Raw genomic sequence first — 14,726 nt, forward strand, 5'->3', positions numbered from 1 at the left:
AGCAATGCGCGAACTGAATGGCATTCCAAATGACTCCAGCAAAGCTTGGGGCACAGGTGGTGACGGACGTATTTTGAAAAACTCCGGAAGCCTTGTAGGAAATTCCGGTCTTGGATCGCTGGCCAGCAGCTGTTGCTACTTTGCCATGGTCGGGCTTTCAATTCCTGCGGATAGCGTCACCAGCCCGCCTGGCGTCCTTCCCCTGTATCTCTTCATGGTCGCGGCCAGGTGGCTCTGATCCGAAAATCCGGCAAGGTAGGCAACCTCGGCAATCGGCAACTCTCCGCCGGCCAGCAGCTTTTCCGCGAGATCGAGGCGCAGGTTGATCAGATACCGATGCGGCGGCATGCCGAATGTCCCGGCGAACCTTGCTATGAAATGATTTGGTGACACCCCCGCGACCGACGCGAGTTCGGCGACCATGACTTTCCGCACGAAGTTCTGGTCGAGATACTCTCGCACGCGTCGGGCGCCAACGGCGGAGAGCCCGCCTTTGGGCGACGCGGCCTGCCTCTTGCGACCCGTATAACCGCGCAGCAGATGCACCCCGAACACCGTCAGCAGCGAGTCCAGATAGAGCTCGTTCGGCGGCAGCCTGTCGGTCAGTTCGGCAGTGATCATCTGGGCTATGTTGAGCGCCCTCAGGTCAACCGTGCCGAACGCGGGCGGCTCGAGCTTGACGTCCGGGAGGTCGAACTCATGGGCCGCCAGCTCGGACAGCGCTTCGGGAGAGATCGAAACGACGGCGTTCTCCCTGGTCTGCGACCAGGCCAGCGTGCTGTCGACGCCCGCCGGATTGACGACGAGACAGCCGACCGGCGCATCGTACTGCGTGATCCTGTCACTGCCGAGCGAGGCTCTCAGCTTGCGTGCCGGCCTCAGCACAATCCCCGTGGAATGCTCCCTGGCCAGGAATTTCTGCGATCCCGGACTGCGGACGGAATAGATGACGCTTCCGCGGGCGGTGGCTCTTCTGGGACCAGCACTTTCCGGAATGATATCCAGGACGTATCGAGCTGTCCGCTCTTGATCGACGCCCTGGGAATCGCCGCTTTCCCGAGCCCCGCCCGCATGTTTCATACGTGTTGCCTCAGCCGGCTTACCGCCGCTTGGTATCCCCTTCCCCTGACCCGGAATCAACGTAACGCACACGCCTCGAATTGAAAAGAACTTCCACGCGCAAAGAAAATTCTTTATTCGAGATAAGAAAGAAGAACTGACCGTCGAAGGAAGTTCAGCAGCATTTCTGTCAATAGCGATAAGCCTTGACGGATCTTCGCTTCCGGATTCGTCGGCCCGGGCGTAAGCCGGCAACGCATCGGTCACGAAGGAGGAGTTCACATGCGAGGCTGTGTCGGCCCTGTGGTTCGACAGCGTTGTTCGGCATCAGTGGCACGCAACGGCGCGGCGCGGAGCCAGTCGTTCACGGCCGTCTATTGCGGGTCCCCGCGACCTTTTTCGTAAAGATCCCACGCGAGTTCCACAAAAGCCAGAAGCACATCATCCTTGTCCCAGCCGGCCGCGACAGCCGCCTCGACGATTTCGCCCACGAGAGGCAACAATTGGCGCTGGCAGGCGAGCGGGATGTCAGCCTCGGATTCATCCACTGGAGGTCCATCGAAGTTGAACTTCATCGTTTGGCGCTCCCCTCGCCATCAAACGAAATGCTACTCGTTCCCAACAAACGAAGTGCTATTCGCCAGACCTTATTCCTATACAATAACTCCAACATTAAACATAGCAGGCTAGGCCGCCAACGGAGCGCAACACCGGATAATCCGTGTATCGACCGGCTGTCCTAGTGACGCTGGGGAAGCGTTATTACATCACTGTCCAAGGCAAGCTGCCGAATGGACGCCCGTCGGCCGCGCCGTCATGAAGCACGAGGAGTTGGCCGGGTTCGGAGACGAACCAGGCGAACGAACCCCAGGCAAGCTGCGCGACGGTCTTCTTGAAGCCGGCGGACTGGCGGTCCTGATAGGCGGTCAGGAACGCGATCTGTTTTCGGTCGAAACCGGCCGCGTCCGTGACGGCATGGAGGGCATCGCGCCGGCGATCCGTGATCGCGCCATCGGTCGCCACCACTTCCACGAACAGGATCAACGGCTCCTTGCGGCCGAGATCGGCAAGGATGATGTCGGGCAGGTTCCTGTCGGCCTCGATCTTGAGGCCGATCGCACTGGCGATGGCGTCGTCGCGCAGGACCACCTTGTTGCCGCTCTCGCTCAGCCACAACATGGCAGGGGCGGCGAGAAACCGTTTGGCGAACACCTCGATGACGGCTTGCGCGATGACCGAACTCGGTCCCGGCGCCAAAAGCCTCGTGTCGCCGTTCGGAAACGTGACGCGGATGCCGGCGGTGTTGGCGACGGCGCCGGCGCGCATGATGGTCACGCGGGCCAGCGCGCCCTTGCTGAGATGCGTTTCCTGGAAGTCCGCGATGGCGGTTTCCAGCGCCTCGCCTTCCAGCGCCGGGTCGAACAGGGCTGCAAACGCCGCCCTCAGCGCGTAGCGGGGCTGGCCTGAAGTCGTCGGCAGATCCTCGCGACGCAGCACCGCGCCGATCGCCACCAGCCCGTCCCGCAGCGTCTCGTCGCGGATGGGCTCGCGCGTATTGTCCGCGTACCAGCGTGATCCCGCGACGGCGCCGTTCTTGCGCAGGACAGTTGCGGCGTAGGCATCCCGATCTGCATCGTCCGCCAGCGCCGCCTGCTCGCGGGTCATGCGATAAACATGGACAGGGCCCAGGAATCGCCCCGAACCCTCGACGGCGCCGATGTAGAGAGCGGCGAACACGGTGCTGGCGGCAAGTTCGCGGATGCAATAGATGCGGTTCGGCGTGCCTTCCGGAAAGATCAGCGGCAAGCGCCCGGCGACAAGATCGCGCGTCGCATAGGGCGGCCGTGCCGTCATGCAGGCTCACCGTAGAGGCGGCTGCATTCCGCCTCGATTTTTTCGCGCGTTGCACCGGCTGCGACGAGCTTCGCCAACGTGCTGGTGCTCTTGGGCGGCGGCAGCGGCAGCGCTTCCAGCTCGAAGGCGGAAACGGCGACGCTGCCGCTGATGCAGCGGAAAAGATCATCGATGACGCGGCTGTTCAAAAGCGCCGCCACCACCGCCGCCGGCACCTTGATGCCGCCGGTCGCGCGGACCATGTTGAGATGGTTTTCGACGACGACGCCGCCATGCGCATCGATGAATTCCTGGCGAAGTTCGGCGGCGATCAGGCGCCGAGCCTGTTCCTTGGCGGTGGTACGCTGGACGAGGATGCAGGGTTCCTCGACAAGCAGCCAACCGTCCCCGGCCTCCAGCTTGAAGTAAGGGGCGTGGTTCTTCTTGCGCGCGCGATAGGCGAACTGGCCGTCGGAGGTCACGGCTTCGGCCCAGATCAACGGATGCACGCCCTTGCCGCCGGCGCGATCGCGCAATTGACCCTTGAAGCGGTTCCAGACCAGCGGGCCGGTCGAAACCCCATAGCCCCAGTCGACGAGGCGATGCGTCATCGTCTCGGCCCGGGCGATGAGCCGGCTGTGCTCCGGCGTGCGCGGCGCAAGCCAAGGCATGGCGCGGTCGGATGGCAAGCCTATCGTGCCGTTGCGGGCAATCCCGGCATCGGTCTCGGAGGCGACGGTCAGGTAGTGGATCTGCGCGCGCCGCGGCTGCGCGCCGTTGACATAGACGGCAAGCAGCGTCTCCTGCAGCACATCCTCGAAAACGCCGCGCCGCGCATGCACGAAGTCGATCGCGACGGGCGGCGCCTCGTTGGCCAGAAGGCTGCGCAGCGCCGAGTAGTATTGGCCGCCGAGAAAGCTTGTCGGCGTCAGGAAGGCGATGAGGCCGCCAGGCTTGGTCCAGCGCAGCGCGGCGTCGGTGAAAACGCCGTAGAGATTGGCGTGCCCGTAGAGGCCGCGCGCATAGCGCTCGCGCAATCGCGACGGCAGCGAGACCCGCCCATAGGGCGGATTGCCGACGACGAGATCGAAGACGGGTTCCGGATCGGCTTCAAGCGTGTCGCAGGCCGTCACCATGGCCGGGGCGGCGCGCCCGGCCCTGGTCGCAATATCGGCGAGCGCGATCTCCAGGGCGCCTTGCGCCAGCCGCGCCGCGAGAGGATCGAGCTCGAAACCGGCAAGCCTGGTGCCGACATGGCTGAGCGCGAAGGCGGGCTCGCAATCGCCGAGCGCGGCGATCATGCGGTGCGCGGCATGAAACAGAAACGTCCCACCGCCGGCGGCGGGATCGAGAACCCGCGCGCTGCGCCAGTCCAGGCCCTCTTCCTCGGCCTGGTCGAGCAGGCGGTTGACCAGCGCCGGCGGCGTGTAGAAGGCACCGCGCTCACCGCGCTCCCTGGTCGGCAGCAGGACCGGATAGAGGCTGGTGACGAGATGCAGCGCTTCGAGGATCGGCAGCCGCGCGGCGGTCTCTCCGATGCTGTGCGCAAGCGCGGAGGCCGGCTCGTCCAGCGCTTCCGTTTCGAAGGCGAGCGAGGGGCAGATCGCCGGAGAAATGCCGAGGGCCGCCGACAAGGCCTCCAGCGCGCGCCGGGTCAGCGAAACCGCATAGGTTTCGCGGTCGCATTCGTCGATCGTCTCGCACCATGCGCGTGCCAGAAGGCGAGCCTTCGACAGCTCCGCGCGCGCCGCTCGCAATGCATCAGCCGCCGAGCGCAAGACGGCAGGCAATTTCGACCCACGAATCTGTGAAATTTTTCCCATCGCCCTCGACCGTACCGCGCAAGACTCACCGATGCGATAGAGTATCACATGTTCTCGTTATGTTCCAGTGGACAACCGCAACCGTCCCGCCCACGCCATCACAGCGCCAGGCTGCCCTGCTCCGCCTCCTCGGCATTGGGATCGCCCGGCGCCGCGTTGCGGTCGCCCGGCGCCGCATTGGGGTCGCCCGGCGCCGTCGCCCAGGCGAGTTCCACCAGCGTCACGGTGCGCCGGCCGGTGCCGTCGAGCTGGCACACGATCAGGCCCTGCTCCTCGATGTAGGTGAGCAGGCGCCGGGCGCGGCGCATGGAGTGCGAGCCATAGGCGCGGGCGATCGCGGCGTCGCTCGGGCAGGGCCAGCCTTCCTTTGCCGCGCGGGCGATCATCATGAACACGCCCTGCATGTCCTCGGGCAGCAGCGAGGCGCGCACGGAGACGTCGCGCCACGCATCGTCCTCGGCCATATCGGAACCCACGCCGGCGCGGGCGCGCGTCAGCATGCGGCGGAACTCCTGCAGATCGGGCACGACCGACGCCAGCCCCTCGATGCGGCAGCGCACCACGAACTCCTGGTAGAGCACGCCGATGACGCGGAAGCCCGCGTCGGGCTCCGCCAATATGGCGCGCAGGATGCGGTCCATACGCTCGCGCCGCTCCGCCAGGTCCTCGGCGCTGGGCGCCGGCTCGGCCGGTTCGGGGCGGATCTCCAGCGCCGCGGACTTCGCCGCCATCAGCTGGTCGAGCAGGTCCGGCGATGTCACCCGCCGCTGCGGCCGCACGGCCTCCGGCGGCGGTGCCGCCAGGATGATCGCGCGGGCGTCCTCCAATGCCGCTTCCGGCAACGGCATCAGGCGCGGCGTGCCGTTGCGCGGGCTGGTATCCGTCGGGCCGATGCGCAGGCCGAGCGGACGGCGCGACAATGCCGGGCCCAGCGCCATGAAATGCCCGCGCTCCAGGTCGCGAAAGGCCTCCGCCTGTCGCCGCTCCATGCCAAGCAGGTCTGCCGCGCGCGCCATGTCGATGTCGAGAAAGGTGCGGCCCATGAGGAAATTGGAAGCCTCCGCCGCGACATTCTTGGCAAGCTTGGCAAGGCGCTGCGTGGCGATGATGCCGGCAAGCCCGCGCTTGCGGCCGCGGCACATCAGATTGGTCATGGCGCCGAGCGAAAGCTTTCTCGCTTCGTCGGAAACCTCGCCGGCCACCGCCGGCGCGAAAAGCTGCGCCTCATCCACCACCACCAGCATGGGGTACCAATGGTCGCGCGCCACCTCGAACAGCCCGCCGAGGAAGGCGGCGGCGCGCCGCATCTGGTTCTCGGCGTCGAGCCCTTCGAGATTGAGCACCGTGGAGACGCGGTGGATGCGCGCCCGCTCGCCGGCGCTCTGCAACCCGCGCTCGGTATGTTCCTCGGCATCGATCACCAGATGGCCGAAGCGTTCGCCCAGCGACACGAAGTCGCCTTCGGGGTCGATGATGGTCTGCTGCACCCAGGGCGCGCTCTGCTCCAGCAGCCGGCGCAACAAATGAGATTTGCCGGAGCCCGAATTGCCCTGCACCAAAAGCCGCGTCGCCAGCAGTTCCTCAAGGTCCAGCGCCGCCGGCGCGCCGGCGGTCGTCTGTCCCATCTCGATCGCAACGGTCATGTCAGACTCAGCCGCTCCTTCGCAGAGGGACTTATCAATCCGATTGCAAAGCGTCGAGCGCCGATGGCCGCCGGTTGGGCGTTGCGCACAGTTGTGCGAATGCTGCCTGCCTGATGCGAACCTCGGACCGGCTGAACGATCGCATGACAAGCGCGCAATCGTTTCGGATGCACGTGAAAACAAGCAGTTGAAGCGGAATCGCGAATCAAATCCTGAAGCCTGGTCGGCCGCTCCCGCGTCGTCTCACGCGGGCATCACCGTCCGGGGACCGGCGCCAATGCGGGCGCGTCCAGCCCCTGGAACGGATCGCGCCAGGCCTCGATCTCTTCGAGCCGGCGATACCAGCGCTCGATCTCGGGATAGTCGCCGAGCGGCAAGCGGGCGGCGTCGTTGAAGGGTAGGAACGTCGCCATGCGGAAATCGGCATAGGAAACCGAAGTCCCGGCCAGCCATGGCCGCCGGCCAAGTGCCGCCTCGAGGATCAGCGCCGTCCTGTGGAACTGTTCCAGTCCCTCCGCGACCTTTTCCGCGTCGATCGGACCGATGCCATAGCGCTGCTTGGTGCCGCGCTCGAAATGCACGATGTCACAGGCCCTGACGAACTCTTCCTTGCCCCAGCTCAGCCAACGGATCATCTCGGGTTCGTCGTCGCCCGCGCGCCAGAAATCCGAACCCATGTCGCGCGAAAGCCGGCAGGCTATGGCGTCCGCTTCCCAGAGGCTCCCTCCAGGCCAGGCCAGCAAGGGCAGGGAAAGATTGGGATTGAGCGGGCGGAACCGCTCCGCCTGCCCCGGCGCCATAGGCGAAGCGAATTCGAACGCGACCTTCGCCCCGAGGTGACGGGCCACCGCGACTCCCAGGCGCGGATTGGGGTTGCGGCTGAAGAACAGTTTCATCTCCGCGTCCGCCCCGTGCGGTTTCGGCCCGACCTTGTCACTCGCCATCGCCTCGCTCCTTGTTGCGGCATGCACGCCAAGGACGGATAGCGCCGATCGAATCCGACAATGCGGTCGCGACCGCAAGGACCGGTTTTGCGAAAAGTCCGGGTTGACCGCTTCCGGACGCGAGGCGACTATCCCTCTCGAAGCATGGCAATGGATCTCGAGGAGGATGAGCGATGGATGAGCCCGACCGCTGGCGCCACATGTCAAGCGCGCCCAAGGACGGCAGCCGGATCCTCGTCACGGTCCGGCCGTCCGAGCAGGGGCCGGCGGAAGTCGACCTCGCCTATTGGTCGGATGGCGACCAGTTCGGCGAAGAAGGCTGGCGCGCGTCGGACTCCTCGCCGGGCCGCATCGTCGAATATGCCGAGCCGGAGCTGAAATGCTGGATGCCGATGCCCTCGGCCAACCTCGCCCGCGCCTCCATGCCCTCGCCCTGGGAAGGCGACGACGCCCAGCAGCTGGACGGCTCGGGGATTTGAGGCACTGAAGCTGCTGATCTCCTGAGACGCCGGCGGGACAGCCCCCTCTGCCCTGCCGGGCATCTCCCCCACAAGGGGGGAGATCGGCTGTCGCGAATGCTTTCGCCAATCTTCAACGTTGAAGAATGTAGCGCCGGAGCCAAAGCTGCCAATCTCCCCCCTCGTGGGGGAGATGTCCGGCAGGACAGAGGGGGGCGCCGTAGAGTAAAAACGTTGGTGACCAACTTCAGCATCAAGCCTCTCACACCATGCCACACACACCCTTGCCCCCAAGACACCGCGCTAACGCGAAATCGATGCGCAGGATCATGACCGATGCCGAACTAAAGCTCTGGAACGAGCTGCGTGCGCATAGGCTGATGGGCCTGGGCTTTCGCAGGCAATTCCCCATCGCCGGCTACATCGTAGACTTCGCCTGCCCGGAGAAAAAGCTGATTGCAGAGGTCGACGGTTCACAACATGGCGACCCGGGTCTTGCCAATGCTGACGAGGCCAGAACCAAACGCTTGGAACAGGATGGCTGGATCGTCTTGCGCTTCTGGAATGACGATGTCATCCGCGACATAGACAATGTCTGCCAGCATATCGTTATCGCGGCTGGTTTGGCAGACGCGCCCTGACAGGCTGGCGGGACAGCGCCCCCCTCTGCCCTGCCGGGCATCTCCCCCACAAGGGGGGAGATTGGCAGCTTTGGCTCCAGCGCCACATTTTTCAAAGTTGAAAATTGGCGATTCACGACAGCCGATCTCCCCCCTCGTGGGGGAGATGTCCGGCAGGACAGAGGGGGGCGCCGTAGAGTAAAAACGTTGGTGGCCTCAAAACAAGAACGCCGCCGTCGCAGGGTTCGGCCCGACGCGGCCGTCGGCTGAATCCATGCCGCGGATGGCCTTCAGGTCCTGCGCGTCCAGTTCGAAATCGAAGACGTCGAAATTGGCCGATATGCGGTCCTGGTGGACCGATTTCGGGATGACGATCAGCCCTTCCTGGAGATGCCAGCGGATCATCGTCTGCGCCGCGGACTTGCCGTGCTTTGCGGCGATGCCTGCTATGGTCGGGTCGCCGAGCAGCCTGCCGCTACCGAGGGGGCTCCAGCTTTCGGTGTGGATGTTGTGCCGGGCATGGAGCTCCCTGATCTCGCGCTGCTGGAAACGCGGATGCAGCTCGATCTGGTTGACGGCTGGCGTGACGCCGGTTTCGCCGATGATGCGCTCCAGGTGATCCCGGTTGAAATTCGACACGCCGACCGATTTGATCCGGCCGGCTTTCTGCAGCTCGATCAATGTCTGCCAGGCCTCGACATATTTGTCCTGGCTGGGCACCGGCCAGTGGATGAGGAACAGGTCGATCTGTTCGATGCCGAGCTTGTCCATCGTATCGTCGAAGGCGCGCAATGCGGCATCGCGCTGGTGCGCGCCGTTGCGCAGCTTCGAGGTGATGAACAGCTCGCCTCTCGGCACGCCCGCGCTCCGGATCGCCTCCCCGACGCCCTTCTCGTTCTGGTAGCCTTCGGCGGTGTCGATCAGCCTGTAGCCGGCCTTGATCCCCCAACCCACCACCTTGGCGGTGATAGCGGGATCGACTTGCCACACGCCAAGGCCGAGCCGGGGAATGGTCGAGCCGTCGTTCAACGAAATCTGTTCAGGCATGGTCTGGTCCTCTGCGAAGATGGTCCAGCCTATCTAGGCCCGGCATCGGGCAACGGCCAGCCGGCGGCGGACAAATTGCCGAATCTGTGATCGACACAGACGATGCTCCTGTCGCTTGTCCGCAGGCGTCGGCACGTGAGCTCACCGCAAAGATCAGCCCTCATTTCGGTCGGCGCACGGTCCTCACCACGCCGCCCGGGCCGCCGCCGCAGAAGAAGCGGTCGCCGCCGTCGGATTCGAGCCCCGACACGCCCTTGCCGGGCGGCATGTCGAGCCGTTCCAGCACGTCTCCGTTCTCCGGGTCGACGCGCCGCACATCGCTCTGGTCGCCTTCCCAGGTGCCGTGCCACAGCTCGCCATCGACCCAGGTCACGCCGGTGACGAAGCGGTTGGATTCGATGACGCGCAGGATCGCCCCGGTCTCAGGGTCGATCTGGTGGATCTTGCGCTGGCGGTTCTGCCCCACCCACAACGTGCCCTCGGCCCAGGTGAGGCCGGAATCGCCGCCGCCGCCGGGCGCCGGAATGGTGGACAGCACCGCGCCGGTGCCGGGATCGATCTTCTGGATCCGGTCCTTGGCGAGCTGGTAGAGGTACTGGCCATCATAGGCCGTCCCGGCATGCGCGGCGACATCGATCGAGCGCACCGCCTGCCCGCTCTCCGGGTCGAAGGCGGTGAGCCCCTTGCCCGAGGCAAACCAGACGTTCTGCCCATCGAAGCTCACCCCATGCACGCTGTCCACGCCCGCAAAGGGGCCGTATTCACGCAGGATTTCGGCCGCCGCATGTTTCATGTCTTCATCCTCACCCTTGATCGTGTGATCCATTCCTAGCCGTTCGGCAACGGCGCCGGGAGTAACAAGGTGGTCGTGAAACCCGCCACCGGCGGCGTCATCCAGCGGCGCGCCCGGCCGTGGCCGAACCATTGCACCTTGCCGGTCTCGGCAAGCTGCTCCAGCGCGCGCTGCACGCTGCGCTGGCTGGATGCGAGCGCCAGCGCCAGTGCCGAGCTCGACCAGGCTTCGCCGTCGGCGAGGAAGGCGAGCACTGCCGCATGCCGCTCCTCGAGAGGCCGCGCCAGCACCACCACTTCGCCGCCCCGTATCGGCGCCAGCGAAAAACCGCGCTTCGTCGCCTGGATGTCGGCCAGCCCGCGCAGCTCGGCGCGCAGCCGGCCGATCTCGACCCGCAGCCGGGCGCGATGTGATTCATCGGCGTGCCTGCCGCCGAAGGCCCTGGCGATGAGCGCCGCACGCGGCATGTCGCCGGGCCAGGCCTCGGCCAACGCGCGCGCCAGCGCAAACAGCACCGGGCGCGTCGCCAGAGAGGCCCGCGCCTCCTGTCTGCGCACGGCATAACGAAGACCGTCGACCACCAGCGCTTCCGATGCCTGCAAGGTCTCGACTTCCTCGAGCAGCAGCGGATGCTCCTGGCCGTTCGCGATCAGCCGCGCCGCCGGCGTTGCCAGCACCCGGAACGCGCTGTCGACCTCGGCCATCAGTCCGGGAATGCCGGCCCGCCATGCGGCGTGGCGGGCCCGCTCGAGTGCCGCGCGCGCGGTCTTCGTCCTGAGGCGCCGCATGGCGATGCCGGCGACGACCAGCTCGTGCGCGGCCCGCGAAGCCGGCGGAAACGGCGTCGCATCGAGCCCGGCCAGCACCTGCTCGGCCTCGTCGAGACGGCCGATCAGCAACAGGAATCGCACTTCCAGGTGCCGCGCATGCGCGGCGTTCAGCCGGTCGCCTTGCTTTTCCAGCGTCGCCCGCGCCGCGTCGAGCGCCTTGGCCGGCCAGCCGAGGTCGCGCGAAACCAGCGCGATCTCGGCTTCGGCGATGACGCATCTGGCGCGCGCCACCGCTTCCCTCGGCCCGAAGGTGCGCCCCGCCCGCCGCAGCAGAGCCCTGGCCCGGTCGAGATCGCCGAGCTGCGCCATGGCGATGCCGCGCAGCGCCAGCGCCGGCGCGTCCTCGCGCAACGCCACGCGGTCGAGCGCGCCGAGCGGGTCACCCGCCGCCAGCAACAGCCCCGCGGCCGTGATCAGCGAATCCATCAAAAAAATCCCGCCACGGCGAATCCCGCCACACTTGTAACTCTCACCATCCCGCTGTCCGGCGCTATGTCAGTCGCGTCACATCAAACCGGAACAGCGAGGCAAAAGCCATGACCAAGCAAATGCACACACCGCCGATCGTTTCCCAGCAAGCATGGGAGGCGGCGCGCCAGCAGTTGCTCGTAAAGGAGAAGGCGACGCTCCGCGCCAAGGATGCGTTGGCCGCCGAGCGCCGGCGCATGCCGTGGATGGCCGTCGAGAGGGATTACACGTTCGAAGGACCCAACGGAAAGGCGAGCCTGCTCGACCTGTTCGAGGGCCGCCGCCAGCTGATCGTCTACCGCGCCTTCTTCGAGCCGGGTGTGTATGGTTGGCCCGATCACGCCTGCCGCGGCTGCTCGCTGGGCGCCGACCAGGTCTCCAACCTCGCCCATCTCAACGCCCGCGACACCACGCTGGCCTACGCCTCGCGCGCGCCGCAGGCCGACATTGCGCGGCTGAAGAAGCGGATGGGCTGGGCAATGCCCTGGTACACCATCACCGACAGCTTCGACAAAGACTTCGGCGTCGACGAATGGCACGGCCACAACGTCTTCATCCGCGACGGGGACCGCATCTTCCGCACCTATCTGATCAACAACCGCGGCGACGAGGCGATGGGCACCGTCTGGAGCTACCTCGACGCCACGCCGCTCGGCCGCCAGGAGGTCTGGGAGGACTCGCCCGAAGGCTATCCGCAGACCCCGACCTACAAATGGTGGAACTGGAGCGACAATTACGACGCCGACACCACACCGGACAGGAAATGGGACGAAGTGTCTGCTGCCGGCGAGGCGGCGTTCCGCAACAAGGACGTCCAGTAGAGCCTGGCTAGAGCGCCGGCTCGACGCAAGCGCAGCCGGACGCTCTTCGCAAGACGGCAGCTTTCCCAGGACTGCTGCTGCTTTCCGGGCTCGCGCCAATGCGCAACCGAGGAGAAAGACATGAGCGACATCCATACAGACGCCCTTCCCTGTCCCGATCAGGACGCGGCCCGCCTCGGCATCGCCGACTGGCTGGGCCTCGCCGCAGCGCCGACCTTCGCCCTGATGGCGCTGCTGGCCGGCATCTTCGGCGGCGATGAGGCGATGCTGTGCATGGGCACCTCTTCGCCGCTCACCGGCATGCCGGCCATGTACCTGCTGATGAGCGCCTTCCATCTGGCGCCTTGGCTGCGCGTGATTTCCAACAGGCAGGCGGGCCGGGAGAAAGCAAAGCGCTTGGAGAAAACTCTGCAAAAACAGAGCATTGCGCAAGCAGTTTGAATCGCCGATGCAACCCATCGAGGAGAAGAACCATGACACGGACGAGTGATACGCACGGTCCCGACACACGGGAGCCGATCGAGGCGGAGCCGACACGGCGCGGCGACGAGCCGTCGCAACCCGCCAAGGGCTGCCCCTGGTGCACGCCCGAAAAGACCTGACGCTTCGACGGCGGAGCGGCGCGCCGCCCAGGCGCAATGAAGCCGGCCGTTCGCCCTGCTCATCGCCGCCAAGCGCGCTGGCGTTTACGTCGCGATGTCGTTGACAGGCAGCAATGGCGCGGGAAGGTCGACCTCGCCGAGCCCGGTCCGCATCTCGATCTCGATGTCGCGGCAGATCTGCGAAATCGGCACATCGTTGGCGTTGCCCTCGAAAGGGTTGGCGCTGCTCTCGCCGACCTGGTCGAGCGACATGTATGCCCAGCCCAGCAGCGTGCTGAACGGGATCGTCAGCCAGATCGCGATCGAGCCCAGCGCCCCGCCGAATTTGCCCATCTCAGCGAAGACCGGAACGACGCCGAACGGCAACAGCGTGCAGAAGATCATGACGAACATGGAACTGACGATGGCGTATTGGCGGGGATAGGGATTGTTCTTGATGCGGTCGCAGCGCGCCTGCTGGTCGTGGAAGTCGCGGATGAGTTTTGTCAGTTCGCCATAGATCTGCGGAGGAATCTTGGCATCCTTGAACAAGCCGTTGACCTGCACCGATTGCATTTCGAGCAAGGCGATCGCCGGGCGGGGCGATTTCAGGACGCCCTCGGTCTGCTCGGCCAGCAACGGCCGCAATTCGTCGGCAATCGAGCCCGTATCCTCCTGGACATGGTAACGCCGCCGGTATTCGATATTGGCGGCCCGCGCCATGGATTCCCATGGCATCGGCCGCCGCAGCGCGAAACGCAGCGCCGTCATCCAGGCGATGTGGCGATAGATGAGTTGCTTCGCTGTCGGGGCGTCGGTGAAGTCCCTGCAGAAATTGGACCACAACCGGCTGCTGGCCGTGATTTGCGCAAACGCCTGCAGCGCTTCACCGCTGCGGGTAAACACCTGCGAATTCTTGAAGCCGGCCACCAGTGACACCGTGGTGCCGAGCACCAGCACGACAGACCACGGCACCGAGAACCCGGCAAGTCCGGGAAAACGGTAGGCGGCCACCGCCAGTCCGCTCACCACCACCATGTAGATGACGCTGCGCCGCGACCAGAGCGCGAAATCCATCACCTTGTAGGAACGGCCCACATACATAAGATGCCCCCAAATCGCGGACGTGCCCGCTAGCCGCAGGCCAGTCTCCAGTCGCCCTCACCTAGCCTTGGCGGCGCCGAACCGCAATCCGTCCATCAGCAGCCGGACCAGCCGGCGCGAGCGATCGCGCCAATCCGGGGTGTCGGGCGCCGAATAGATGCCGCCCAGCGCGTGCAGCACGTCGGACGCGTCGACATCGCCACGGATGGTGCCGTCGGCCACCGCCGCCTCGACCAATTGCCGCAACGCCGCCGAGACCCGACCCGACGTGTCGGAATAGAGATTGGCATTCGCCGTCAACAGGATGCGCAGGCTGGTCGCAAGCCCTCGCTTGGTGGCGATATAGTCGACGAAGCGCCGCATCCATTCTTCCAGCGCGACGTCGGACGGATGCTTTGTCGCCAGTTCGTCGGCGGCCGCGCACAGCCCTTCCACCTCGCGCCGGTAGACCACCTCGACCAGGTGCTCGCGCGTCGGGAAATGGCGGTAGAGCGTGCCGATGCCGACGCCCGCGCGGCGCGCGATCTCCTCCAGCGAGGCATCGATCCCGCGCTCGGCGAAGACCGAGGCCGCCACCTCGACCAGCCGGTCGCGGTTGCGCTGCGCGTCGGCGCGCAACGGCTTGGCCTCTGCGGTCTTCTGGTCGGGGATGGCGGACGGCTCTGCGGCCAATTTTTTCTCCACTGTCGAAATATGGGGCTT

At 65.7% G+C, this 14,726-nt stretch carries 16 protein-coding genes; 5 read left to right on the forward strand and 11 right to left on the reverse strand.

Annotated elements, in window-relative coordinates; all coding sequences use genetic code 11:
- Nucleotides 1-135 precede the first annotated feature (135 nt).
- From FJ867_RS15995 to FJ867_RS16020, 6 genes are all read right to left on the reverse strand, one after another.
- A complete protein-coding gene (locus tag FJ867_RS15995; RefSeq protein WP_246675060.1) occupies nt 136-1,326 on the reverse strand; it encodes an AraC family transcriptional regulator in 1,191 nt (396 codons plus the stop codon).
- Between the two features lie 107 nt (nt 1,327-1,433).
- Nucleotides 1,434-1,634, reverse strand: coding sequence for a hypothetical protein (locus tag FJ867_RS16000; RefSeq protein WP_140500096.1), 201 nt, complete (start codon nt 1,632-1,634; stop codon nt 1,434-1,436).
- A 187-nt stretch (nt 1,635-1,821) separates the two neighbouring features.
- Nucleotides 1,822-2,913 (reverse strand): BsuBI/PstI family type II restriction endonuclease, encoded by a 1,092-nt coding sequence (locus tag FJ867_RS16005; RefSeq protein WP_140500097.1) that lies wholly within the window; start codon nt 2,911-2,913, stop codon nt 1,822-1,824.
- Entirely contained in the window at nt 2,910-4,682 is a 1,773-nt protein-coding gene (locus FJ867_RS16010; protein WP_246675061.1) for an N-6 DNA methylase, read from the reverse strand. Before FJ867_RS16010 ends, FJ867_RS16005 begins: the two co-directional genes overlap by 4 nt.
- Nucleotides 4,683-4,813: 131 nt before the next feature.
- Complete coding sequence (locus FJ867_RS16015) at nt 4,814-6,358, reverse strand: ATP-binding protein (protein WP_140500100.1); 1,545 nt, start codon at nt 6,356-6,358, stop codon at nt 4,814-4,816.
- A gap of 254 nt (nt 6,359-6,612) precedes the next feature.
- Nucleotides 6,613-7,254 (reverse strand): glutathione S-transferase family protein, encoded by a 642-nt coding sequence (locus tag FJ867_RS16020; RefSeq protein WP_140500178.1) that lies wholly within the window; start codon nt 7,252-7,254, stop codon nt 6,613-6,615.
- A 221-nt stretch (nt 7,255-7,475) separates the two neighbouring features.
- Between FJ867_RS16020 and FJ867_RS16025 the strand changes: the two genes are divergently transcribed.
- Both FJ867_RS16025 and FJ867_RS16035 read left to right on the forward strand, forming a co-directional pair.
- Nucleotides 7,476-7,781, forward strand: a complete 306-nt coding sequence (locus FJ867_RS16025; protein WP_140500102.1) for a hypothetical protein — start codon at nt 7,476-7,478, stop codon at nt 7,779-7,781.
- Nucleotides 7,782-8,029: 248 nt separating this feature from the next.
- Nucleotides 8,030-8,401 carry an endonuclease domain-containing protein gene (locus FJ867_RS16035; protein WP_140521473.1) on the forward strand — a complete coding sequence of 124 codons (372 nt, stop codon included), beginning with the start codon at nt 8,030-8,032 and terminating at the stop codon, nt 8,399-8,401.
- A gap of 195 nt (nt 8,402-8,596) precedes the next feature.
- Here FJ867_RS16035 and FJ867_RS16040 read toward each other — a convergent pair whose 3' ends face one another.
- The 3 genes from FJ867_RS16040 to FJ867_RS16050 form a co-directional block, all read right to left on the reverse strand.
- On the reverse strand, nt 8,597-9,427 hold the full coding sequence (locus tag FJ867_RS16040; RefSeq protein ID WP_140817895.1) for an aldo/keto reductase: 831 nt from the start codon (nt 9,425-9,427) through the stop codon (nt 8,597-8,599).
- A 160-nt stretch (nt 9,428-9,587) separates the two neighbouring features.
- Nucleotides 9,588-10,220, reverse strand: a complete 633-nt coding sequence (locus tag FJ867_RS16045) for a glutamine cyclotransferase (RefSeq protein WP_140521471.1) — start codon at nt 10,218-10,220, stop codon at nt 9,588-9,590.
- 35 nt (nt 10,221-10,255) lie between these two features.
- Nucleotides 10,256-11,476 carry a helix-turn-helix domain-containing protein gene (locus tag FJ867_RS16050; protein WP_140817897.1) on the reverse strand — a complete coding sequence of 407 codons (1,221 nt, stop codon included), beginning with the start codon at nt 11,474-11,476 and terminating at the stop codon, nt 10,256-10,258.
- Nucleotides 11,477-11,586: 110 nt separating this feature from the next.
- Between FJ867_RS16050 and FJ867_RS16055 the strand changes: the two genes are divergently transcribed.
- The 3 genes from FJ867_RS16055 to FJ867_RS29310 all read left to right on the forward strand — a co-directional run bounded on the left by FJ867_RS16055 (nt 11,587) and on the right by FJ867_RS29310 (nt 12,941).
- Nucleotides 11,587-12,339, forward strand: a complete 753-nt coding sequence (locus tag FJ867_RS16055) for a DUF899 domain-containing protein (protein ID WP_140817899.1) — start codon at nt 11,587-11,589, stop codon at nt 12,337-12,339.
- A gap of 120 nt (nt 12,340-12,459) precedes the next feature.
- A complete protein-coding gene (locus FJ867_RS16060; RefSeq protein WP_140817901.1) occupies nt 12,460-12,780 on the forward strand; it encodes a hypothetical protein in 321 nt (106 codons plus the stop codon).
- Between the two features lie 32 nt (nt 12,781-12,812).
- Entirely contained in the window at nt 12,813-12,941 is a 129-nt protein-coding gene (locus tag FJ867_RS29310; RefSeq protein WP_263486928.1) for a hypothetical protein, read from the forward strand.
- Between the two features lie 84 nt (nt 12,942-13,025).
- On the opposite strand, the gene FJ867_RS16065 is transcribed toward FJ867_RS29310, so the two are convergent.
- Both FJ867_RS16065 and FJ867_RS16070 read right to left on the reverse strand, forming a co-directional pair.
- The gene (locus tag FJ867_RS16065; protein ID WP_140556442.1) at nt 13,026-14,024 is read right to left on the reverse strand and encodes a bestrophin family ion channel; all 999 of its coding nucleotides are present in this window, start codon (nt 14,022-14,024) and stop codon (nt 13,026-13,028) included.
- A gap of 57 nt (nt 14,025-14,081) precedes the next feature.
- Nucleotides 14,082-14,696: a TetR/AcrR family transcriptional regulator gene (locus tag FJ867_RS16070; protein ID WP_140556440.1), complete on the reverse strand. Its 615-nt coding sequence runs from the start codon at nt 14,694-14,696 to the stop codon at nt 14,082-14,084.
- Nucleotides 14,697-14,726: the final 30 nt, after the last annotated feature.

Source organism: Mesorhizobium sp. B2-5-3 (assembly GCF_006441005.1).
Lineage (GTDB): Bacteria > Pseudomonadota > Alphaproteobacteria > Rhizobiales > Rhizobiaceae > Mesorhizobium.

What these genes read in the sequence shown, in the direction of transcription:
- FJ867_RS16035 (WP_140521473.1), top strand. Translation starts at nt 8,030, where the DNA reads ATGCCACACACACCCTTGCCCCCAAGACACCGCGCTAACGCGAAATCG.
- FJ867_RS16015 (WP_140500100.1), bottom strand. Translation starts at nt 6,358, where the DNA reads ATGACCGTTGCGATCGAGATGGGACAGACGACCGCCGGCGCGCCGGCG.
- FJ867_RS16065 (WP_140556442.1), bottom strand. Translation starts at nt 14,024, where the DNA reads ATGTATGTGGGCCGTTCCTACAAGGTGATGGATTTCGCGCTCTGGTCG.
- FJ867_RS16050 (WP_140817897.1), bottom strand. Translation starts at nt 11,476, where the DNA reads ATGGATTCGCTGATCACGGCCGCGGGGCTGTTGCTGGCGGCGGGTGAC.
- FJ867_RS16060 (WP_140817901.1), top strand. Translation starts at nt 12,460, where the DNA reads ATGAGCGACATCCATACAGACGCCCTTCCCTGTCCCGATCAGGACGCG.
- FJ867_RS16055 (WP_140817899.1), top strand. Translation starts at nt 11,587, where the DNA reads ATGACCAAGCAAATGCACACACCGCCGATCGTTTCCCAGCAAGCATGG.
- FJ867_RS16000 (WP_140500096.1), bottom strand. Translation starts at nt 1,634, where the DNA reads ATGAAGTTCAACTTCGATGGACCTCCAGTGGATGAATCCGAGGCTGAC.
- FJ867_RS29310 (WP_263486928.1), top strand. Translation starts at nt 12,813, where the DNA reads ATGACACGGACGAGTGATACGCACGGTCCCGACACACGGGAGCCGATC.
- FJ867_RS16020 (WP_140500178.1), bottom strand. Translation starts at nt 7,254, where the DNA reads ATGAAACTGTTCTTCAGCCGCAACCCCAATCCGCGCCTGGGAGTCGCG.
- FJ867_RS16045 (WP_140521471.1), bottom strand. Translation starts at nt 10,220, where the DNA reads ATGAAACATGCGGCGGCCGAAATCCTGCGTGAATACGGCCCCTTTGCG.
- FJ867_RS16025 (WP_140500102.1), top strand. Translation starts at nt 7,476, where the DNA reads ATGGATGAGCCCGACCGCTGGCGCCACATGTCAAGCGCGCCCAAGGAC.
- FJ867_RS16005 (WP_140500097.1), bottom strand. Translation starts at nt 2,913, where the DNA reads ATGACGGCACGGCCGCCCTATGCGACGCGCGATCTTGTCGCCGGGCGC.
- FJ867_RS16040 (WP_140817895.1), bottom strand. Translation starts at nt 9,427, where the DNA reads ATGCCTGAACAGATTTCGTTGAACGACGGCTCGACCATTCCCCGGCTC.